At 55.5% G+C, this 21,303-nt stretch carries 17 protein-coding genes and 3 pseudogenes; 9 read left to right on the top strand and 11 right to left on the bottom strand.

Annotation, left to right across the window (positions count from 1 at the left end):
• Window positions 1-187 precede the first annotated feature (187 nt).
• From ASF70_RS24525 to ASF70_RS03360, 4 genes and pseudogenes are all read left to right on the top strand, one after another.
• Window positions 188-2,071: pseudogene (locus ASF70_RS24525) on the top strand (PAS domain S-box protein); the annotation flags it as partial.
• Between the two features lie 72 nt (window positions 2,072-2,143).
• Window positions 2,144-4,036: a response regulator gene (locus tag ASF70_RS24520; protein ID WP_280136582.1), complete on the top strand. Its 1,893-nt coding sequence runs from the start codon at window positions 2,144-2,146 to the stop codon at window positions 4,034-4,036.
• Between the two features lie 856 nt (window positions 4,037-4,892).
• Window positions 4,893-5,237 (top strand): multidrug efflux SMR transporter, encoded by a 345-nt coding sequence (locus tag ASF70_RS03365; protein WP_062577418.1) that lies wholly within the window; start codon window positions 4,893-4,895, stop codon window positions 5,235-5,237.
• Between the two features lie 2 nt (window positions 5,238-5,239).
• A complete protein-coding gene (locus tag ASF70_RS03360) occupies window positions 5,240-5,806 on the top strand; it encodes a TetR/AcrR family transcriptional regulator (RefSeq protein ID WP_082471726.1) in 567 nt (188 codons plus the stop codon).
• Window positions 5,807-6,022: 216 nt separating this feature from the next.
• Here ASF70_RS03360 and ASF70_RS03355 read toward each other — a convergent pair whose 3' ends face one another.
• Together ASF70_RS03355 and ASF70_RS03350 are read right to left on the bottom strand one after the other, a co-directional pair.
• Window positions 6,023-6,772 (bottom strand): SDR family oxidoreductase, encoded by a 750-nt coding sequence (locus tag ASF70_RS03355; RefSeq protein ID WP_062577415.1) that lies wholly within the window; start codon window positions 6,770-6,772, stop codon window positions 6,023-6,025.
• Between the two features lie 364 nt (window positions 6,773-7,136).
• Window positions 7,137-8,111: an MBL fold metallo-hydrolase gene (locus ASF70_RS03350; protein WP_062577413.1), complete on the bottom strand. Its 975-nt coding sequence runs from the start codon at window positions 8,109-8,111 to the stop codon at window positions 7,137-7,139.
• Between the two features lie 99 nt (window positions 8,112-8,210).
• Here ASF70_RS03350 and ASF70_RS03345 point away from each other — a divergent pair.
• Window positions 8,211-9,226, top strand: a pseudogene (locus tag ASF70_RS03345) (LysR substrate-binding domain-containing protein).
• A gap of 4 nt (window positions 9,227-9,230) precedes the next feature.
• Here ASF70_RS03345 and ASF70_RS03340 read toward each other — a convergent pair.
• Entirely contained in the window at window positions 9,231-10,427 is a 1,197-nt protein-coding gene (locus ASF70_RS03340) for an FAD-dependent monooxygenase (RefSeq protein WP_062577412.1), read from the bottom strand.
• A 73-nt stretch (window positions 10,428-10,500) separates the two neighbouring features.
• The gene (locus tag ASF70_RS03335; RefSeq protein WP_062577410.1) at window positions 10,501-10,947 is read right to left on the bottom strand and encodes a MarR family winged helix-turn-helix transcriptional regulator; all 447 of its coding nucleotides are present in this window, start codon (window positions 10,945-10,947) and stop codon (window positions 10,501-10,503) included.
• Between the two features lie 1,137 nt (window positions 10,948-12,084).
• Here ASF70_RS03335 and ASF70_RS03325 point away from each other — a divergent pair.
• Window positions 12,085-13,140, top strand: a complete 1,056-nt coding sequence (locus ASF70_RS03325) for an alkene reductase (protein WP_062577406.1) — start codon at window positions 12,085-12,087, stop codon at window positions 13,138-13,140.
• Window positions 13,141-13,165: 25 nt separating this feature from the next.
• Here ASF70_RS03325 and ASF70_RS03320 read toward each other — a convergent pair whose 3' ends face one another.
• Window positions 13,166-13,555, bottom strand: a complete 390-nt coding sequence (locus ASF70_RS03320; RefSeq protein WP_244473938.1) for a response regulator — start codon at window positions 13,553-13,555, stop codon at window positions 13,166-13,168.
• 299 nt (window positions 13,556-13,854) lie between these two features.
• On the opposite strand from ASF70_RS03320, the gene ASF70_RS24295 reads away from it, so the two are divergent.
• Window positions 13,855-14,004 carry a hypothetical protein gene (locus ASF70_RS24295; protein ID WP_165699863.1) on the top strand — a complete coding sequence of 50 codons (150 nt, stop codon included), beginning with the start codon at window positions 13,855-13,857 and terminating at the stop codon, window positions 14,002-14,004.
• A 334-nt stretch (window positions 14,005-14,338) separates the two neighbouring features.
• Here the strand turns inward: ASF70_RS24295 and ASF70_RS03315 are convergent, their stop codons facing one another.
• The 3 genes and pseudogenes from ASF70_RS03315 to ASF70_RS03305 form a co-directional block, all read right to left on the bottom strand.
• A complete protein-coding gene (locus ASF70_RS03315; RefSeq protein ID WP_062577404.1) occupies window positions 14,339-15,118 on the bottom strand; it encodes an SDR family oxidoreductase in 780 nt (259 codons plus the stop codon).
• A gap of 42 nt (window positions 15,119-15,160) precedes the next feature.
• The gene (locus ASF70_RS03310; protein ID WP_200943498.1) at window positions 15,161-16,033 is read right to left on the bottom strand and encodes a cyclase family protein; all 873 of its coding nucleotides are present in this window, start codon (window positions 16,031-16,033) and stop codon (window positions 15,161-15,163) included.
• A 63-nt stretch (window positions 16,034-16,096) separates the two neighbouring features.
• Window positions 16,097-16,921 (bottom strand): annotated as a pseudogene (locus tag ASF70_RS03305) (aldo/keto reductase).
• Window positions 16,922-17,148: 227 nt separating this feature from the next.
• On the opposite strand from ASF70_RS03305, the gene ASF70_RS03295 reads away from it, so the two are divergent.
• Entirely contained in the window at window positions 17,149-18,051 is a 903-nt protein-coding gene (locus tag ASF70_RS03295; RefSeq protein ID WP_062577399.1) for a LysR family transcriptional regulator, read from the top strand.
• Window positions 18,052-18,410: 359 nt separating this feature from the next.
• Complete coding sequence (locus ASF70_RS03290; protein ID WP_244473937.1) at window positions 18,411-18,815, top strand: helix-turn-helix transcriptional regulator; 405 nt, start codon at window positions 18,411-18,413, stop codon at window positions 18,813-18,815.
• A gap of 401 nt (window positions 18,816-19,216) precedes the next feature.
• Here ASF70_RS03290 and ASF70_RS23445 read toward each other — a convergent pair whose 3' ends face one another.
• The 3 genes from ASF70_RS23445 to ASF70_RS23440 all read right to left on the bottom strand — a co-directional run.
• Window positions 19,217-19,864 (bottom strand): sensor domain-containing diguanylate cyclase, encoded by a 648-nt coding sequence (locus ASF70_RS23445; protein WP_244473949.1) that lies wholly within the window; start codon window positions 19,862-19,864, stop codon window positions 19,217-19,219.
• 116 nt (window positions 19,865-19,980) lie between these two features.
• Window positions 19,981-20,694 carry a cache domain-containing protein gene (locus ASF70_RS03280; RefSeq protein WP_162237942.1) on the bottom strand — a complete coding sequence of 238 codons (714 nt, stop codon included), beginning with the start codon at window positions 20,692-20,694 and terminating at the stop codon, window positions 19,981-19,983.
• Window positions 20,695-21,005: 311 nt separating this feature from the next.
• Window positions 21,006-21,303 (bottom strand): EAL domain-containing protein (locus ASF70_RS23440; protein ID WP_156461749.1); only part of this gene is annotated, 298 nt, incomplete at its 5' end.

Here is a 21,303-nt window from a genome sequence, read left to right as displayed (position 1 = left end):
CTAACGATTATTGCTTCGTGGTAGCGGTCGCCAAAGCGGCGTATTGGGGGGAAACTAGGTGGCGTCATCATACACCGCTTTGATTGCGAAATCAGGCTCTACTGGTGAGCGCATTGCTGAGCTTGACTGGTCGCAGACCTCACTCGGCAAGATCGATAATTGGTCGGAGCTCATTCGTTCAACCGTCATGCTCATTCTAAAGTCACCGCTCGCCATGGCAACCCTATGGGGTCCGGACGGAATTCTTATCTATAACGATGCGTATGCGGATTTTGCTGGAAGCCGCCATCCAGGCCTGCTTGGAATGGGAGTGCTTGAGGCTTGGCCGGAGGCGGTCGATCTCAATTCCCAAGTCCTGCAAACATGTCTTGCGGGAGACACCCTCTCATATGAGGATCAACCACTCGTCCTCTATCGTGAGGGTGAGCCGGACGACGTTTGGGTTGATCTCGATTACTCTCCGATACTCGACGCTGAAGGTAATGCCATTGGCATTTTGGCCGTTGTCGTTGAGACGACGGACAAAGTGTTATCGGAACGCTGGCTCAGCGGCGAACGGGATCGGCTGCGACTTCTTTTCGATCAAGCTCCCGGGTTCATAGCGATCCTTCAAGGGCCAGACCACATCTTCGATATTACCAATCCGGCTTACATGCAGTTGGTGGGGCATAGGCAAATCATCGGACGCTCTGTTCGCGAGGCGTTGCCCGAAGTCGCGAGCCAGGGATTCATTGAAATCCTTGATAACGTGTACTCGACGGGCGAGCCTTTTACAGGGCGAGCACTGCGAGTTGGCCTCCAGCGCGACGAGAATTCCGCTCCGGAAGACCGGTACGTAGACCTCGTCTACCAGCCTATCCGCGACCGCAAGGGAAAGATAACCGGGATATTCGCTCAGGGCACCGACGTCACCGACCGCGTTGCCGCCGAGGCTGCGATAAAACGGAGCGAAGCGCAAAATCGCCAGGTCTTAGACAGTGCCGTAGACTACGCAATTATTGCCTTTGATACCGAAGGCAAGGTGACCCGCTGGAACAAGGGTGCTGCGACGATATTTGGCTGGTCGGAGGACGAAATCCTCGGGCAAGACGCCTCTCGCATTTTCACGCCGCAAGACCGCGAGATAAATCGCATCGCCACAGAGATGGGTCTCTCGATCAAGGATGGTTCAGCGAACGACGAGCGCTGGCATATCCGCAGATCGGGCGAGGTGTTTTGGGCAAGCGGGGAGATGTCCCGGCTCCTAGACGACGGAGGCAATCTCGTCGGGTTTGTCAAAGTCCTCAGAGACAGGACTGAAGAGCACCGGGCGACTGAAAAACTCAAACGAACCGAAGAACGACTGCGACGCGCCCAGGAAGCAGGAGGCGTCGGCATCTTCTCTATTTCGGTTGGTGACGACGTCCTGGAAGTTTCTCCCGAATTCTGCCGCCTGTTCGGGATTCAGGACACGGAGAACATCTCCGCGAAGACAATCGAGAGCCTGGTCATACCGGAGGACCAGGACAAGGTGTCCAATGCAGAGACACGGAATACGCAGACGGCACAGCTTGACGTCCAATACCGTATCAAGCGGGCAGACAACGGCGAAGAACGGATCATAGCCCGCAAAGCTGAGTTCGAGTACAATTCCGAAGGACAGCCGGTTTGCCTAGTCGGCGTCGTTCAAGACGTCACGGATCGGGATCGGGCGATCCTCGCCCTGCGTGCGAGCGAGGAACGGTTTAAGACGTTCGCGCAGGCGATGCCGAACCATGTCTGGACGGCAACGCCCGATGGATTGCTGGATTGGTTCAACGACCGCACCTACGCGTACTCGGGCGCATCCGAGGGCGAGCTTGATGGGCGGGCGTGGACTGGCATCGTTCATCCCGACGACATCGACACCGCAGGGATGCAGTGGCTGGAAGCCTTGACGAGCGGACTGGTCTACGAGACGGAATTCCGCTTGCGACGTCATGATGGTGTCTACCGATGGCATCTTGCAAGAGCCGTACCGATGCGAGACGAACGGGGCGAGATCACTCGTTGGGTTGGGACGAACACCGACATCAACGATCTCCGAGCCACGCGTGAGGCACTCGCTAACCTCACCAATCATTTGGAACAGCAGGTCGAAGAAAAGACTGCCGACCGGGATCGAATGTGGCGTCTCTCAACTGAGATCATGCTGGTCGCTGGTATGGATGCAAAGATAATGGCGGCTAACCCCGCTATGCTGGCCCTTGTCGGACAGACCGAGCAGGAATTGCTGGGACAGCCCTTCATGGACTACGTCCATCCGTCAGACCGCAAGGCTACGCTCGATGAAGTCGCGAAGCTTGATAAGGGCCTTCGGACGCTCAACTTTATCAATCGCTATCGCGGTGAAGGCGGCGTCTACCGAACGGTTTCTTGGACGGCAGTCCCCGACAACAATGTTATTCATGCCGTCGGTCGCGACGTAACAGCCGAAACTGAGGCTGCCGAACAGCTGAGAAAAGCTGAACTAGCACTTCAGCAATCGCAAAAAATGGAGTCGATTGGAAACCTGACCGGCGGCGTGGCTCACGACTTCAATAATCTTCTTCAGGTCGTCTCGGGTAATCTTCAACTGCTGTCGAAAGAAGTGGTTGGCAACGACCGCGCAGTGAAGCGGATCGCCAACGCGCTCGACGGGGTCAATCGCGGTGCCAAGCTTGCAAGTCAATTGTTGTCCTTCGGTCGTCGACAGCCTCTTGAACCGAAGGTCATAAATATCGGTCGCGTCGTCACGGGTATGGACGAGATGTTGAAACGCTCGTTGGGTGAAGCCGTCGAAATCGAAACTGTCGTCTCTGATGATTTATGGAATGTCCAGGTCGACCCGACGCAGATCGAGAATGCGCTGCTGAACCTTGCGATCAACGCTCGCGACGCAATGGATGGAACGGGCAGGCTGACAATCGAAGCTTGCAACATCACTCTGGACGCTGTGTATGCCAGGGACAATTCTGAGGTTAAACCAGGCTCCTACGTTATGCTGGCTGTCAGCGATACGGGTTCGGGCATGTCGCCAGAAATTGTCGCCAAGGTGTTCGAGCCGTTCTTTTCCACCAAGCCAGAGGGCAAAGGAACTGGTCTCGGACTGTCCATGGTGTTCGGGTTCGTGAAGCAGTCCGGCGGACATATCAAGATTTACAGCGAGGTCGGCGAAGGAACGAGCATCAAGCTCTATTTTCCGCAAGTCCTGTCCGATGAAGACCTGATCATCGATATGGACGTTGGCAAAATCGAGGGTGGCACGGAAACTATCCTGGTGGCCGAAGATGATGAGGCCGTCCGGGCGACGGCCGTTGAATTGCTTCGCGATCTAGGTTACTCGGTTATCACCGCGAACGATGCCGAAAGCGCCTTGGTCGTTCTTCAAAGCGGCGTGCATGTCGATCTACTGTTCACGGACGTCGTCATGCCCGGGCCGCTGAAAAGTCCCGAACTAGCGCGGATCGCCCGTGAGAAGAACCCTTCTTTGTCTGTCCTCTACACGTCGGGTTACACTGAAAACTCAATCGTACATGGCGGACGACTTGATCCTGGCGTGCAGCTGTTATCAAAGCCCTACACCAAGGAGGCCATGGCTCGCAAAATCCGTCATGTATTTGCCAATCAGGCGCAGCGAAATCAATCCCTCTCGGTGACACCGACGCCGACCATAATCATTCCCGCGACTGTCTCCAGGAATATCCTGCTGGTTGAGGACGACGTTCTGATCAGGCTGAACACAGCCGATATGCTTGAAGAGATGGGACATCAGATTACCGAAGTAGGCAACGGCACCGACGCGCTTAAAATGCTTGAAAGCGGCAATTTCGATGTTCTGTTTACAGATGTGGGACTACCCGGCATCTCGGGCATTGAACTCGCGAAAGGTGCCAGGACCAGGTTTCCGAACCTTACGGTGATATTTGCGACCGGCGATCCTAACGTGCCTTCTTTGGCTGGTTCAGGAATGACGAAAGTGCTTTTGAAGCCGTATGGGGAGGACAACCTGCGCTCCGTGCTCTTGGACATTCCTTAGTACCCGGAGTAGTGAACAAGCTCTCGGCGTGCTGAGGCCACCGCTTGTTACGCCAATAGCGGATGTTAATCGGTGGCGATGGCCGCCAACCAGGAGAGTGCCAACGTAAGGTTCGCATTTTGACGTGCCCATCCATGACCGGCATCTATGACATGTAGCGAAACGACAGCCCCAGCGTTGACAAGCTGCTCACTGAGAACAGCAGCGTCGTCGTGACGTCTGCGCTCGTCATGCGTTCCCGCCACTATCAGGATCGGTTTTTCTGGCATTCCCGGGAAACGGAAGTTCGGGGACAGCGGCTCGGGGCGCATGAGGATTGCCCCTGTAAACTTTTTGGGCATGACGGACAGTAATGCTTCAGCGAATATCGCGCCGCTGGAATATCCCACTATAATGCCGGGAGATTGGCCTTGCCATCCTGCGAAACCCAGCTTGCCGCTTGATTCACGACCTCTGCCGCAGCAATGCTGCGATCAGAGCGTCGTTTGAAGAAAGTGAACCCGCCTCCCTGTGCGAAGGTCCCACGAGGCGCGATTATCCCGGCCTGAGGTGCAAGCTGCTGACAGAACTCTGCCAAATCAGTTTCGTCTCGGCCTGAGCCATGAAGCGCTAGAAGCGTCAGCATCGAATAGTTTCTTTGTGGTTGACCTGCCCGTCTAGCATTCCCCAACAACACATCGATGACGGCTCAGGGCTGTAGGGGCCGACCTCGGCAGCTTTGCGTCATCTCGCACCTTCATTTCTAATAGGTTTGTTGAAAGTCAGATCGGATTTGGGTCATCCATAACCAAGCTTGAAAGAAACCGAACATACGGTATTATCAGGACATGAGCAATCTTTGGATAGAGTGATTAATATGAACCCTGCGATCTACGCCTACGGCGCACTTGCCATCGCCATCATCTTTGAGGTTGTCGGCACCTCGTTCCTGCAGAAGTCGGAGCAGTTCTCGAAGCTCGCACCGACGCTGATCATGGCCGTCTTCTACGCTGGGTCGTTCTTTTTCCTCGCGCAGGCTCTGAAATTCGTGCCGCTTGGCGTTGCCTATGCCATCTGGGGAGGCCTTGGCATTGTCCTGACTGCGATCGTCAGCATCGTCGTGTTCAAGCAGTCGCTCGACACTGCTGCTATGGTCGGCATAGCCATGATCGTCGGTGGCGTGGTCGTTGTGAACGTCTTCTCAAACTCCGGGGGACACTGAGTTTGAAGAACGCCCACAAGCGAAAGAAGCAGCCAGAGCTCGTCCGCAGGGCTTTGATCGACCACGCCGCGAGGCTGGCGGCAGAACAAGGCCTGGCGGCTGTGACGGTGCAAGCTGTTTCGGACGCTGCCGGAGTGACCAAAGGTGGCTTCATGCACCACTTCCCATCCAAGCAGGCATTGGTCGATGCTGTGTTCAAGGAGCTGATCGACATCATTGATCGTGACATCCAAACGCGTATAAACTCAGACAGCCAAAGCTACGGCGTATTCACCCGAGCGTATCTCGGTTCGGTATTCGAGGCCGGTCCCGATGCCGAGATTGGCCCTTGGGTGTCACTCTCGATGTCATGGCTGACCGACCCCGATCTTCGAGCCCTCTGGGCTAAATGGTTCGACGATCGCATCGAAAGGCACCGCGACACGGACGGCGACCTAAAGTTGGCCATTGTACGCCTCGCTGCCGACGGGCTGTGGATTTCTGACCTCGCGGGCATTTCGGTAGGCGACCGGAAGCGGCTACACAAGGAGCTTCTCCAAGCTACTCGACCAAATCCCGCTCCAGATTAACGACTACATTCGGGCTACAACCGACCTATGCAAGCTTCTAAAAATATTTGCCTTTTTTACTTGTCTCACAATAAAAACGAGCGTTTCCCGCCTAACAATAGCTTGTGGGGTCACCCCACGGGGCCAAGGCGACTTCGGCAGCTCTGCGCCAAGAGCGGTCATTGCCGATCCCATGGAGAGGATCGCCGCGCGGCGGCGATCCTCAGGCTGCGACAATCACTTGACCGCAGAGTTACCGCCGTCCGCGTAGAGGGCTGAACCCGTGACAAAGCTTGACATGGAGCTGGCGAGGAAGAGGGCAGCATTCGCGATTTCCTCGGGTTGCGCGATGCGTTTCATTGCATGCAGCCCGGCCGCCCAGGCCTTCTGGCTTTCGTTACCAGCCATAGGAGTATCCACCCCGCCTGGGAGTAGAGCGTTCGCCCTGATGCCCTGGCTGCCGTAATCCGCCGTGATACCCTTCACCAACCCCATCAAGCCCGCTTTGGCAGCAGCATACACCGCCATGCCGGGAAGCCCGACGCTCGTGCCGACGAAGCTCGATGTAAAAATGATGCTGCCGCCTCCCTTATGAAGCATTGCGGGAATTTGAACGCGGCTCGCAAGGAAGGCAGAGGTCAGGGTCGTTGAGATCGTATCTTGCCATTCCGGCAACTCGACCTCGGCAAGGGGTTTAACAGGACCGACGGACGCCGCGTTGTTGAACGCGATGTCCAACCCTCCGAAGGCCTGGTAGGCCTCCGCTACCAGCCTCGCATGGGTCTCTGGCAGCCGGACATCTCCTGCAACTGCAACAGATCGTCCTCCCGCAGCACGAATACTGGCTAAAACGTGATCGAGCGCCGAAGTGTTTCTGCCGTTGAGCACAACCGCCGCACCTTCCGCGCTGAACAGCAACGCGGCGGCGCGGCCGATACCTGACGATGCACCCGTGACAATAGCCACCTTGTTTTCAAGCAAACCCATCTGTTAGCCTCCATTGTTGAAGGCCGAGCGATACAGACGCACGGACGCTTGACGCCACCCGTTTCCTGCGGAATCGAAGTATTGCAGATCGTCCGGGCAAGAGCCGAAGAGACGGCCTTGTGGCACGGCAATATTACACCGAACTGCTGCCCTGTGTTGATACCGACTGGATTTGGGACACATGGCAGAACATCGAGGCATCCAGAGCGAGGTTTGACGCCGGGGAGCGCGGCGATTGAATCGGCTAAGGTGCCGACGGGTAACGGCTTCGGACCGAGATCGATGGGCCATCTTCAGCCTGACGCAATCCAGCATATAATTTCATAAATCAGGCACCGTCACGGGAACGATGCCTGATCCGAAATCAGTAATTGGCGCTGTAGACCACAGGTACCCAATCATAATTCGTCTCGTCACGCCGGACATGACCAATACCTGGAAAGGCGTGATGAGCCCCTGCGACCAGATATTTTTGATCTGCTGCTTCGGCGAATGCAATCGCGCGTGATTCTGCAGCTTTTGTCTGGTCGACGTCGAAATCGACCGTAACTTCCGGACGGTCATACTGCAGGACGTCGCCATGAGCGACATCACCCCAGAACACGATCTTCTCCCCCTGGCTTTCCAAGATGATGCCGCTGTGGCCTGGAGTATGGCCAGCCCGCAACACAGAACCAAAGCCGGGCAACGGGGCGGCGTTGTCTGCAAACGTTTCGAATTTTTTGGCGTTCACGTAGGGTCCAACGCATCTCTCAGCCTGGTCTATCTGCGGGCCCAGCACCTTGTCAGCCTTGGCCTCTGCATCGGCATTGAGCCAGAATTCGGCTTCCCGATAGTTGACGTGCAGGATCGCGTTTTTAAACGAAGGTTCGCCGTTGGCGACGAGCCCGCCAGAATGATCGGCGTGGATGTGCGTAAGAATTACGTCGTCTATCTGATCTACCTTGTAGCCAGCAGCCTCGATATTTGAGACGAGCTTGCCGAGCGACGGCCCCATCAGGTCCCCGGTGCCTGCATCGATGAGAACGAGCTTGTCGCCGGTATTGACCAGAAAAGCATTAACCGAGGTTTCGGCTGAACCCGACTGGAAATGACCAGCGAGATAGGTCTCTGCGTCACTTTCAGTAATGTTCTTATAAATTTGCGCCATTGGCAGATTCACCGTGCCGTCGGACAGTGCGGTGATCTCGTAGGTACCCAATTTCATCCGGTAAAAGCTTGCGGCCTGTTTACCGATCATTGGTGCCTTGGCTAAAGCGGTGGCAGGCAGGGAAGCGATGACACCCGCAGCAAATGCTGCACCGGTGGTGCTGATGAGAAGTGAGCGTCGACTCTGCATGTATAACTCCAAGTGGTAGAAGGGTTGCGGGAGACGGCCTTGAACTGACCTGAAGACCACGTATGTATCGCTTTATCAGCAATCAAATCGATGTGGCTCATGACAACTATCGATCATTTCAATCTGCGCTCGTTCGACCTTAACCTTCTCGTGGCCTTCGATGCCCTGATGGCAGAAGGAAATGTTACCAAGGCAGCACGGCGGCTTAAGATTCAGCAACCGGCAATGAGCCATTCGTTATCGACGCTCCGGGTTCTATTACAGGACGATCTCTTTATTCGCGTTGGTCAGGTAATGCAGCCGACTGCACGAGCCCGGAGCCTTGCTATCCCCGTGCGCCGCGCCTTCGTCAGGCGCAGATGGCGTTGACCGGCAGCCAAGCTTTTGACCCCGCGACGGAAGAGCGAACGTTCCGGATTGCCATGTCCCCGGAAATCGAACTGCTGCTAATCCCCGAGTTGACGATGCGCCTACGTCGCGACGCGCCCGGTCTCAAGGTTTTGGCTAGGGTATTTCCGTACGACGCTATGGAGCCGTCCTTAGAGGATGGAAGCATCGATATCGCGGTCGGCTGCACCTATTCGAAGGCAAGCCGCCGTTCTTTCGAGACGCTCTATGAACCCGAGATGGCATGCTGCTTTAACCCTGCGCTGCTGGAGCTTTCGAACCCGGTCGGCCTTGCTGCCTATCTTTCCGCTGAGCACGCCACCATCTCACAAAATGAGACGTTGCAGGGCTGTATCAAGGACGCGCTTGAGAGGGCTGGCGTAGAACTGAACGTAATTGCGGCCGCACCTGGCTATATGTCGGTACTCTCGGCGGCGCAGGTTGCGCCGGTGATTGCAACGGTTCCGAGTCGGATCGCTGCTCGCTATGCAGCTCTGCTGGGACTGGAGACAAGTCCACTACCTGTAAACCTAACATTTCCGCCGGTGAAAATGGTCTGGGCAAACCATGCCGATAGCGATCCGGCGAATGGCTGGTTGAGGAAGCAAATCCGAGACAGCCTTACATTCACCGAGGTCGGAAGCCTGGATGAGGACGTATCAATTCAGATAAGCGGCTACAGCATCGTCTCAAATGGTGGTGATGCTGCCGAAGGTCTGGTTTCCTGAACCGTTATACGGTCGATGTGTCTGCATAATTTGGGAGTTCGACCTTCTTCGAGTCCCTGAGGTACAAGTTCGAAAAAGTCTTTCGAACAAAAGCTGTCCCGGCTACGCGCATCGTACCACGAAGGACAGCCAGACCGATACGGGAGTGAGGCCAGAGCATACGAGGCAAAATTTTCGGTACGCCTTGCCCTTCCTTTACGAAAGGCCGCATTACGCGTTCGTATGCTGCAAGCGCAGATGGAAGATCATTCGTCTTCGACAATTCGCCTGCCAACACATAGCCACCAACGACCGCAAGCGTCGTTCCAATGCCCGATAATGGCGTGGCGCACCAGGCAGCATCTCCCGTCAGAACCACTCGGCCGTTAGACCACCGATCCATCCGAACCTGCCTCAAGACATCGAAATAGAAATCGTCAGTCTTGAACATGCCGTCCAGAATGCGCGGGAAATGCCATCCTGCATGAGAGAATTTCTCCTTCAGGAAGAGCTTCTGACGCTCGGTGCTCCACTCATTCTCGCCCTCCGGCTTTTTCTGCATACCCATGTATACATGGACATTGTTTTCGCGACCCGGCTTCAGCGTCGCGCCGATCCCCCCGATGGTGTTGTACTGGCGTGAGAACTCGCCATCATCGGACGTCTTGGGAATCCCGAAATACGCGATGGTGATGTCCATCCACTTCGGTTTGTTTTCGTCTGGAAATATCTTCTCCCGGGTCGGCGACCCAACGCCTTCTGCAGCAATCACGACGTCATAGCGTTCGCTTGTGCCGCTTGCGAAGTGCACGGTGACGCCTGAGGCATCCTGCTCCAAAGCGTGTATCGTTTCACCAAACCGATAGGCTACTCGCTGGCTTGCCGGGTCATAGATCATTCGGGCGATGTCGCCGCGCATGATCTCCAGCTCGGCAGTCGGTCCGTCGCCGATATCGGCTACGGCAAACCGCGCAATTGTGTTGTCATTCTCATCTACCCAGTCTGTTCCCGCCTCTCCAGTGGTGAGATCGAGCGCCGCTTGCTCCAAGCCCATCCTGCGCAACACTTCGCGGCCAGCCCCGCGAACATCGACGTTTTGGCCACCGTCGCGAAACGCCGGGGCTTTTTCGATAACCGTGACTTCGAAGCCATATCGAGATAGCCACCAGGCCGTCGTGTTGCCTGCGACGCTCGCGCCACTAATGAGGACTCGTTTGGACATACAGATACTCCTGTTGTCCCGTGATTACATCACGCATGATATTAAGTAAACATCACGAATGATATAATCGCCTTTATCGTTCCAGATTGCCGATAAAGCGTTGGAGCATCGCTACGAAAACCACAGCCTCTTCAGGGCTGAAGCCCTGCATCCCTCTCGCATTTGTGTCGAGCAACACCTGTCGCCCAAGCGCTGCCAGTTCTTGGCCGCGTGGCGTGATGATCACTGTTGAGGCACGCTTATTAGCTGGCACGGGGGAACGCTCAATATAGCCTGCCACTTCCAACTTATCGAGTGTCGCGACCATCGCGGGCTGCTTCACGGCCGATGCTTTTACGAGGTCCCTCTGCAGCATAGGCCCGCGCCAAGACAACCATAGCAGCGGGCCAAGTAGGGTCAGCGATATACCATGGGATCGCAACGCGTTATCTACCGACCGGTTGAACACTCGTTCGGCATGATTTGCCAAATAGCCTGGAGCCACGGCAGCTTCAGGATGGATGTCTTCGTTTTTCTTCATTCGAATTTTCTGCTGAAATTCATTTAATTTACTACTCTATCGCTGACTAATCGAACCTGCAGTAACTTTCGCATAACGACCTCGGGCCGGTTACTGAACGGCGGCCAAGTCATTGGCCTGCTAAAGAGCTTTAGTGTTAGCTCTTCGAACAAGCTCATCCACCACAGTTCGGACCCGTGGGAGCATCGTACGGGTCGCAGGCCAGACAGCATTAAATGGCGACTGCACCTGGCACCGTTCAGGCAGCACTTCGACTAGCTCTTTCCGTTCGATGTAAGGCTGCAGAAGAGACTGCGGCATCTGGCATAAGCCGAAACCGGCAACTGCCATATCGATGACCACCTCTCCGTCGCTCACCACGTGGGTTGCAATTGGATCAACTGACTTCACGCGCCCATCGCTCTCGATGAAGCGCCAAGGCGCGGCTCTAGATTGCGAGCCTCCGAGAATGCAAGCGTGATTTTGAAGATCGCGTAGGTCCGTGGGTTCCCCTGCATCACTGAGATAGCGCGGTGCTGCGCAAAGAACGAGGCGCTGTGAGCCAAGTGGTCGAGCAGCAATGTCAGTTCGGTCAGGCAACTCGCCGAATCGCAGACATAGGTCTACCCCCTCCTCAACAGGGTCGATGACCCTATCCGAAAAGCTGGCCTCCAGGCGAAGGTCGGGGTGGGCCCTGAGAATGTTTAACAGGATCGGCATGGCGATCCGCCGACCGAACGCCGCTGGCATGTCCACCCGTAGTATTCCTCGAACAGTGCTGGCCTTCGACCGCGCAACGTCTTCTGCTGACCGGAGCAGATCGAATGCGGTTTCGGCTTGCCCGAGGTAGGCCTGGCCATCGGGTGTCAGCGATAGCCGACGCGTTGTCCGATGTAGCAGCGTCACGCCAAGTCGACCTTCCAACTGGGCGACCGCCTTCGCGACAGCGGACTTGGTGATACCGAACTGTGTTGCGGCCGCTGTGAATGAGCCAGCCTTCACAACCGCGATAAAGATTTCTACGCCACCGAAAGGGTTCGTAAGAGCCACTTAACACTCGCTCCAATTGACGACTTCAAGTGTACAGTAGGACAACCAGAGGGGCGATTGTCTCCAGAAGGAGTTAGGGCCATATCCATACCAAGCAAGGAGATTTTGATGTCCCGTTTGTTCGATCCTTTGAAGGTAGGCGCTTTTGTGCTGCCTAACCGCGTCATCATGGCCCCGCTTACGCGCAAGCGCTCTGGTGTCGAACGCGTGCCGAACGCAATGATGGCCGAATACTATCGACAGCGGGCTGGTGCCGGATTGATCCTGAGCGAGGCGACCTCCGTATCTCCGCAAGGCGTTGGCTACTTGGGCACGCCCGGTATATGGAACGATGACCAGGCCAAAGGTTGGCAACACGTTACAAAGCAGGTCCACGATGCCGGAGGTCGCATCTTCCTGCAGCTGTGGCATGTTGGGCGCATCTCTGATCCAGAACTCCTTGACGGCCAGCTTCCTGTTGCGCCCAGCGCAATCGCGGCGACTGGTCATGTCTCGGGACTACGTCCGAAACGACCTCATCCCGTTCCACGGGCTCTGGAGACAGACGAGATACCTGGCATCGTCGAGGACTTCCGGCGGGGCGCGGAGCGAGCAAAGGCCGCTGGCTTCGACGGCGTTGAGCTACATGCTGCCAATGGCTATCTCATTGATCAGTTCCTGCAGGACAAGACCAACAAGCGCACTGATCGCTACGGTGGCTCAGTCGAGAACCGTGCCAGGTTCCTGCTTGAGATCGTTGATGTATTGATCGAGGTTTGGGGCGCTGATCATGTCGGAGTGCACCTGCGACCTCGGGGCGAGGAACACGATATGGGCGACAGCAATCCCAAGGCAATTTTCGGTTTCGTCGCCGACGAACTGGCTAGACGGAAGATCGCCTTCATTTTTGTCCGCGAGATTGAAGCCGAAGATAGCCTGCTCGGCGAGATCAAGCGCCGCTTCGGTGGACCGGTCATCGCCAACGAACTTATGTCCAAGGAAGACGGGGAGCGACTTATCAACGCTGAAGATGCCGACGCAGTGGCATTCGGTCGCGACTATATCGCCAACCCGGACCTTGCCGAGCGCCTTCGATGGAACCTTCCTCTGAACACACCGAATAGGGACACGTTCTATGGTGAGGGCCCGGAGGGATACACAGACTACCCCAGACTGGTGCTGTAACTGAGAGGATGCCGACCCCTCTCGTTTAGACGAATGATCTCAAGCGATCAGGAGCAACGGCTTTGGTGCCATTCCGGCTATCAACTGCAAACTGGATAACAGTCGTCAATTCCAATGGAAGGAGAGGTTTGCTGATCACCCCAAGGGCCTTAGGAACGCCGTCGCCGAATATCTCGGGGTTCGCCGTCATGAAAACAACTGTGACACCAGCAGTGGCAAGTTCTCGTCCTATATCAGGTCCTGTTGGACCATCGAGCAAGTTGCAGTCTACGAAGGCGACTTCGATGCTGCCAAACGGCGGAACTTCATCACGGCTCGCTGCTATGCCAACAACATTGAATCCGAGTTCAATCACTGCATCCTCTGCCATCATGGCCAGGATCGGTTCGTCTTCAACAATGAGTACATTTGTCACGCTACAATCGCCCTGTTTCATGCACAAGTAGAACGAGCGTGTATTGTTCCGGGTCTTATCGAAAATCTACAATCAGGCCAGGTGCATGGATTCCAGCTCCGCTGAACGTTGCTAACGGAAGAGTGGAACGGTACAGATCACCACCATAGCAGCGGCCCAACGTTCGTCGGCCAGAACGGCTTTGATTTGAGTTGAAGGGCAGCGTTGACACGTCCCGGAAGGCGCAACATGTTGGCTGGCAAGCCAAAGACCAGCGTAGAATTTTAGCAGGGAACGGTGCGAATAAGTAGGAGAAATTGATGTCAAAGAGTGGAAATCAAGGCCCCGACTGGTGGTTCGCTTGGGTTGGCCATGGCAATACAAATAGCGGCATGGCTCGATTTCTGGCACTGCCAATGGCTTACATCATCGTTCTCGGCATTCTTTTCTGGGCCATCTGGCCGTCCTGATCCCAGGTAGTAGATAAAAGAGAGCCGTTTGACAGCTAGGCTGGAAACGTCTGCCAACACAAGCTGCTGAAGAGGTTTTGACGTACGCGAATTTGGGGTACGCATGAAACTAAAGCCCAATCCTGGCTCCTAAATACTCAGGTACGCTGGAGCGGACCTGGCGGTCTGGCGCACTGCATGTCTGCAGCAAATAGTTTCCTAGACTTCCGGTAACGTTGGCCATAGACGTGGGCGCAACAGCGCCCACGGAAAAAAAACCTGCGTGAGGAGCAACCGGGACTTCTGAACATCCCGCCTCTCACGACCGCGATCCGGTCGAAACGATTCAAGCGCCCTAGATGATTGTTGGCGTTATGCCGCCGTCCGCTCTCAGCGCCGCTCCATTGGCGGCCGCCGACAGGGGACTGGCGACATACGCAACGAGGCTTGCGATCTCCTCCGGCTCAATCATTCGCTGGATGAGCGAGGTTGGCCGGTCACGAGCAAAAAATTCGGCTTCGATCGTTTCGGAAGCCGCGTGAGGATCGGTGGCAACGCTTTTCAGAAAGTCAATGATCCCATCCGAACGTGTCGTTCCAGGAAGAATGGTGTTTACTGTCACGCGCGTGCCCTTGGTCAGAGCCGCCATGCCGCGCGAGATCGCCAACTGAGCGGTCTTGGTCATTCCGTAATGGATCATGTCGGGGGGCACCATCACCCCGGATTCACTCGCGATGAAGATGACCCGTCCCCAATCACGTTTCAGCATCCCGGGAAAATAATGCCGGGACAAACGTGCACCACTCAGCACGTTGATCTCAAAGAACCTACGCCAGTCCTCATCGGTGATTTCCGCAAAAGGTTTTGACTCGTAGATGCCGAGATTGTTGACGAGGATATCGACGTCAGGGACGGCTTCTATCAATGCTTCCGCCCCCTCGGCCGTCGCCGGATCAGCAAGCACGGCGCGGACATTGGGCCCGATATCCGCAACCGCGGCATCGAGTTTGGTCTGCGAACGGCCACAAATGATGACGTCGGCACCCTCCATCGAGAGCCGGCGAGCAATCTCGAGACCGATACCTGCCGTGGCACCTGTCACGAGCGCGGTCTTGTCCTTGAGCTTTAAGTCCATGATACTTTCCTTGTGTTTTTTCAGGCTGATGGCTGCAGGCTTTTAGCAGACCGCTACCGGGTTGATGTTGACCTGTGTGGAGCCTTTGTAGAGGGGCTGCCCAAGCACGAACAGAAACTCGAAGACCCCGTCGCGAACGAGCGGCCAGGTGTCGATGAGTTCAAGATTATAGATTCCGTTCTTTGCCAGCATGAACTGGTTGACTGGAAACTCCTGCCCATCCTTCGCGGGATAGATCTCGGACGCCCAGGTGTCTCCACCGAATGCGACAATCCCCTGCTCCGCGAGCCACTCAGCCGCCTCCATGCCAATACCTGGTTCAACTTCCAAGAACGTCTTGTCGTCCTTGCCGATCAATTCGAGCCATCCGGTATTGAAGAGAACGACGTCACCGGTGCGAAGCGTGATACACCGCTTCTCGAGCACCGCCTTGATATCGGCGACGGTAAACTCCGTATCCTTTGGGACGATCGGCTGACCGTAGTATTCGACCATGTCGAGTACCACGCCGCGCGTCACCATCGGAGGGACCTTTTCGATGCCCAGCTTGGTCACGCCCTCGACGGTTACAAAATCCGCTGCCTTGTTTCCGTTGTAATAGACATAGTCTATTCCGATATGGCCGATCCCGTTCAACTGCGTGCCAACGCCTGTCCAGCCGTTGACGAGTTCGTCGTTGAACGTGAACTTGTTCACTGCCTTGCTCGTACCTCCAGCTTCGTCTGGCTGGACATTGTAGAGGTTGAAGCTCCTGTGCCGGAACGCGGGCAGGTTCTTGTCGATCGGAACGGCAAGCGGATAGGAGCGCCCGGTCTTCACGAGCTGCATCGCTGCGAGCGTGATTTCCGGCGTCAGCAAGGTGGCGGCGCCGATTTCATCATCCGGTCCATATTTGGACGGTGCCCAGTCTACCATAGAATTTCTCCTTGTTGATTTCATACGCGGTCCGGCCCAAGGGCTGGAGGAAAGAGGACGCATTCATACGTCCCAATGCGGAGCGAGACTTGGAGGATTGACAAGACGGCCATCCGGGCGGGCGAGCTTGCTAATCACAGTCATTTCTTCGACTGATAACGTGAAATCAAAAATATCGATGTTCTCTGCCACGCGTTCGGGCTTGGATGTTTTGGACAGCGCGACGAAACCTTGCTGAACAAGCTATCGCAGTGCCACCTGCGCGGCGCTCTTGCCGTGACTTCCACCGATTTTCTGCAGCACGGGATCGCTGGGTACCGCGCCGTCAGCCATCCCGTAATAGGCAGTCAAAGCGACCCCTGCCGTTTTCGCGGCGTGTGCTACTGTCGACTGATCAAGATAGGGATGCACTTCAACTTGGTTGGTGATAATTGGCGCAAGGCTGAAGGCGATCGACGCTTTCATCTGTTCAACATTCTGGTTGCTGACGCCGATGAAGCGCGTTTTGCCAGCGGCTTGGACGGCATTGAGCATCTCAATTTGATCGCGTATCGAAACCGTTTCGCCGGGCCAATGCAGCAAATGCAGATCGACATGATCGGTCTTCAGCTTCTCCAGGCTGTCATCCACCGACGCGGTAAACTTTTCCGGGGTGTAGTTGTCGACCCATACCTTGGTGGTTAGGAAAAGATCGCCGCGCTTGGCTCCCGCTGCTTCGATGGCACGGCCGAGCGCGGCCTCGTTCCCATAGATCTGGGCTGTATCGAAGTGAACAAAGCCAGCCTCAAGTGCCGCAGGAACTGCCCGTTCCACCTCGACGTCCGACATCCGAAAAACACCGAACCCGACTACGGGAATTGAAGCCCCGTGAACATTGACGGTCTTCATGTGTATCTCCTTCAAAGCCGAGCGGGGCGCCCGCGGGCTTATTGGTAAAGAAAAGAATCGCAGTCAGTACCAATCGACAGGAGGCCTCCTCTCGGTGAGTCAGCCCCTTTTTGATGGTGACACACGAATGCGCTATGTGAGGTGGGAGATAGGCACCGCTGACGGACTTGATAACTGGCTCATCCTCCACATTATCTGTGAAGCAAATTCATGAGTGAGGTAGTGCGATGGATAATCGTGTCGGGGAGATGCAGGTATTTGTTCGCGTCGTCGAAGCCGGAAGTTTTTCGCAAGCAGCGAGACTACTTTTGATGACGCCTTCGACTGTGAGCAAACTCATCAGCCGCACCGAGAGCCGACTTGGCGTTCGTCTAGTGAAACGTTCGACCCGGCAGCTGGCACTTACGAATGAAGGACGGATTTTCTACGAAAGAAGTCTCGCGCTGCTTGAGGAACTTGCTGAAATCGAGCGGGACATCGCACAGGATGCAGTCAGTGCCAGCGGTACGATCCGCGTCAATGCCTCAGTTGCATTCGGTACTCTGGGGCTGGAACCGGTACTTTTGGCGTTGTGGGAGGCCCAGCCGAACATCGTTGTCGATCTCTCGCTGTCTGATGAAATGGTCAACCTTTACCTTGATCGCACTGACGTTGCCTTTCGCGTCGGAAGCTTACAGGACTCAACGATAGTTGCGCGTAGGATCGGAACCGCGAGGCGCAAAATCGTTGCGGCGCCAATATATCTGGAGCGTTATGGGGAGCCTAAAACGGTTGATGATCTTGTTCGACACAACTGCCTTGGATTCAACTTTCGGCGTGCGGCTCCCGTTTGGCCTCTGAAGGAGAGCGGACGGATCGTTGATAGAGCAGTGGTAGGGTCGCTTCTCGCAAACAATGGCGAGACCGTTCGACGCATGGCGCTCGCGGGCGTCGGCTTAGCCCGGCTTGGCGACTACCATGTTCGCGCTGACATCGCCGATGGGCGGCTTGTCGAGGTGTTGTCGAGCGCTGTTGAAGGCGATGAGGAAGAAATTCATGCTCTTTATCTCGGAGGACCGCGACTGCCACACCGCGTCCGGGTTTTTCTTGATTTCGTATGCCCGCGACTGAGCCAGTTCCTGATAGGATAATGCGAGTGTGGATATCACGCTTCGGAAGGGATCGAGCAGCGCCGTCTACAGGAACAGAGTAACCGCTTGATGGATCCCGGGTATAGGGCAATTGTCAGGCTGCGGCGTCCAAGGCTGGTGCTTTTGGTTTAAAACACATAAAGGCCCCTTACGCGATGGGTTTGCGGGTTTGCCAAAAGCATAGCCTTGCGAATATGAGGTGGAGCATATCTATCTGAAGGTCCGAGCAGTGACGACCGAAAAAGCGGTTCCTTCTGATGCATAGGAGCCTCGTGCCAAGTTAAAGAAGCTTTGGAGCACCGTATCTTGCTCGTAGGTCTCTACCTTGAAGAATGAAAACTACAAACGCGAGGATAAAGGTGGCACACCAAAAAGGTATTGAACTCGTCGATGTCGAAGTCGGCGCAAGGATTAGGGAAAGACGAAAGTTCCTGGGGCTTTCGCAAACCAATCTGGCGGAGAGGATTGGTGTGACATTTCAACAAGTCCAGAAATATGAAAAAGGCGCCAACCGCGTCGGTTCAAGCCGCCTTCACCAGATCGCCAGTGTGTTGCGAGTAGAGCCAGCAGCGCTGTTTGGTCAGTTCGTCGAAGGTCAGGAGGTTGGCTCACAAGAAGTTGCGGCGCTTGCACAAATGATGGGCTCCTCCGAAGGGCTGGCTTTCAATCGCGCTTTTGCCAAGATTTCAGACGTGGCAACTCGGAGATCGATCCTTGCGCTTGTGAAAGTGATCGCATCTAGTTCGGAACCTACGGAAAGTTAGTTGGAGTTAACGGGAATGCGTCCTGCCATGGCTGGAAAGCGTGTTCTCGATGAGCACTTAGACGCTCTGTTCCTGACATTCCACAGTTTAGGACAAAGCGTCGGCGATATAGGCCGGACCGCTCTATGTCGTCGACGCGGTATTTTACCGTATTTCCGTCCTAGATAGGAGGTGATCTGCAACGGTGTCTACTACGTGCCTAAGCGGCTGCGGGTACGCTGAATCGAACTCTTCCGTTTTTCGCAAAGAACCCACTTAACCGGCCTACCGCGCGAGGTCGAAAGGGACAAACGCTTTGATAGTCGCATTGCAAGAATCCCGCAGCCGACTTGTTGAACCTTCGGCCCCCGTGGCTTGTCGGTTTACACGTGCGCCTTCCAGCAAAAGCGAAAGCGTATCGGCTAATAAACTAGGATCGGCAGCCCCAGCTTCAAGGTGCCGTCCCCAGCTTGGTGGCCGTAGGTATCATTGAAAAGTTTGAAGCGGTCGACATCGATGAAAAGAAGTGAGAGCGGTACATTCCTCTCAATAGCTTTCTCGCATTCCTCATGTAGTCTCTCATCGAAGCTCCGGCGGTTCGCGAGGCCAGTCAATCCATCGGTATTGGCGCGGCGTGCAAGTTCGGCATGAGCAATCTCAAGCTTTGCCTCTGCGGCCTTGCGCTGAGAAATATCTCGCAGGACGACGATGAAGCCATTGTCTTCAGCAACGTAGCGGTACCGGCCTTCGACCCATACATAGTGCCCTCGCTTGTGCCTCAGGCGGTAAATGGCTTCGACTGGCAAGCGGGTTGCGCGTGCTTCACTGGCGACATTCTCAACCCTTGGCCAATCTTCCGGATGAATGATTTCGCTGGCAGCCTTTCCAAACAGTTCGGAAGGCTCTGTACCCAGCATATCGCGTGATGCAGGAGAAACGTACCTCCGTATCAAACCTGCGTCCAGACGGGTGACTACGTCAGTGGCATGATCCGCCAGCAAGCGGTACTGGGTTTCGCTTTCACGCGTCCTTGCTTCTCCTTGTGCGCGGCGGTTGAATTCGCGACGCACCGTCAGAGCGAGAGCCCCGGCCAGTGTGCAAAGCAGAGCCAGTATGGCGACTATAGTGATTGCTTGCCTACGCCATCCAGACCAGATGTCGTCATGGGACAGTGCTACGTTGAGGATCAAGGGTAGCGAACCCACCTTTTAAAATTGTAAAGTCGAGTGATGCCGTCGATTGCAGCAGTACCCGAGAACGCGCCCGCATTAGACTCTTGGAAGCGGCGGACATTCTCAGATCCGGACAGGTTGCGGCCAATCTGGTCGGGTAGATACGGTGTGCGCATGAGAAGGACGCCGTTTTGAGAGAACAGGTTGATGGCATCATTCTCGTTTAGATTGGCCGTCTCAAAGAGATTGCGGAAATAACTGAGTTTCAACGTGCCGACAACAATTCCGGCAAAACTACCGTCTGGACCATTGATGCGGCGGCTCAAGGCTATCACCTGGTCGTCTCCGGTCAGACGCCTCTGAAAAGGGCTGCTTATGTAAAGCCCCTGGACCTCTCCCTCCGCGTGGACCTGGAAGTAGACACGGTCTGCAAAGTTATCAGTTCTCGCAGGAAACGCGCCGGCATCACGCAGAACGTTCCCGACGCTATCGAGGACCAGCAAGCTTGAGAAGTATGGCTTCTTCAGAACACGATCGAAAAGCACCGATTGTTGAAGATCGGCTGGCAGGTCTGCAAGGCCTCCCTGCTCCAGCCGGGAGGCAACGCTCTCCAGAGCGTCGTCATAGACGTCGATGCGGTTTTCTATATCCTGGGACAGGCTAGTCAGGAGGTTTTTTGCGCCGGTATTGGCAGTCGTCCAGCTCTCTTGGCGCAGTTCGGCCAGCATAACTGCGGAAGCTCCGCAAAAGCCCAGCAACAGTAGCCCAATAAAGATCCAATATTGGGTCTGCTTCCTCGGGAACATGCGTTGGGCGCTCCGCTATCGTCGTCGATCAACTTGATGGTCGGCGCTGCACCTAGTCTCAATGGCGACTTCTATCAAGTCGTAAAGGCTACATGTGAAGATATAGTCAAACCCTGAATCTTTGGCAGGGTTGGCATGGCGGACCTGCGAAGCTCCGCGGCACCAGTGTGTCATACGTCGTCACCTGCGGGAGCTATGTTGCTTCACGTAATTCGGCGCCTACTTTACAGAATCTAGCAGATTCGGCTCTTCATGATATCGAACGGCACCACGTTGAGGGTGTGAAGTTGGTCTGCAGCCGCCGGTCGGCCAAGATAGTACCCTTGTAGCTGATGAATGCCGTACTGCTGCATCAGACGCTGATGCTCGATAGTTTCTACCCCTTCGACAAGAATGCGGGTTCCACGATTACGAAGCAGACCGATGATGTCCAACATCATTCGTCGTCCTCGCTCCGTGTTGCAGTCATGGAGGAAGGACCGGTCGATCTTGACGGTATCGAATTCTATGAGACGCAGCCACGACAATCCC

This window comes from Rhizobium sp. Leaf321, assembly GCF_001423215.1.
In the GTDB taxonomy this organism is placed as follows: Bacteria; Pseudomonadota; Alphaproteobacteria; order Rhizobiales; family Rhizobiaceae; genus Neorhizobium; species Neorhizobium soli.
Note: the sequence above shows the minus strand (reverse complement) of the source record. Positions and strands in the feature narration are given on the sequence as shown.

Coding starts and splice junctions, on each gene's coding strand:
- ASF70_RS03355 (WP_062577415.1), bottom strand. CDS start 6,772: ATGGGTTTGCTTGAAAACAAGGTGGCTATTGTCACGGGTGCATCGTCA.
- ASF70_RS03310 (WP_200943498.1), bottom strand. CDS start 16,033: ATGGTAGACTGGGCACCGTCCAAATATGGACCGGATGATGAAATCGGC.
- ASF70_RS03295 (WP_062577399.1), top strand. CDS start 17,149: ATGGATAATCGTGTCGGGGAGATGCAGGTATTTGTTCGCGTCGTCGAA.
- ASF70_RS03280 (WP_162237942.1), bottom strand. CDS start 20,694: ATGCTGGCCGAACTGCGCCAAGAGAGCTGGACGACTGCCAATACCGGC.
- ASF70_RS03315 (WP_062577404.1), bottom strand. CDS start 15,118: ATGGACTTAAAGCTCAAGGACAAGACCGCGCTCGTGACAGGTGCCACG.
- ASF70_RS03340 (WP_062577412.1), bottom strand. CDS start 10,427: ATGTCCAAACGAGTCCTCATTAGTGGCGCGAGCGTCGCAGGCAACACG.
- ASF70_RS24520 (WP_280136582.1), top strand. CDS start 2,144: ATGTGGCGTCTCTCAACTGAGATCATGCTGGTCGCTGGTATGGATGCA.
- ASF70_RS03335 (WP_062577410.1), bottom strand. CDS start 10,947: ATGAAGAAAAACGAAGACATCCATCCTGAAGCTGCCGTGGCTCCAGGC.
- ASF70_RS03365 (WP_062577418.1), top strand. CDS start 4,893: ATGAACCCTGCGATCTACGCCTACGGCGCACTTGCCATCGCCATCATC.
- ASF70_RS03350 (WP_062577413.1), bottom strand. CDS start 8,111: ATGCAGAGTCGACGCTCACTTCTCATCAGCACCACCGGTGCAGCATTT.
- ASF70_RS24295 (WP_165699863.1), top strand. CDS start 13,855: ATGTCAAAGAGTGGAAATCAAGGCCCCGACTGGTGGTTCGCTTGGGTT.
- ASF70_RS03325 (WP_062577406.1), top strand. CDS start 12,085: ATGTCCCGTTTGTTCGATCCTTTGAAGGTAGGCGCTTTTGTGCTGCCT.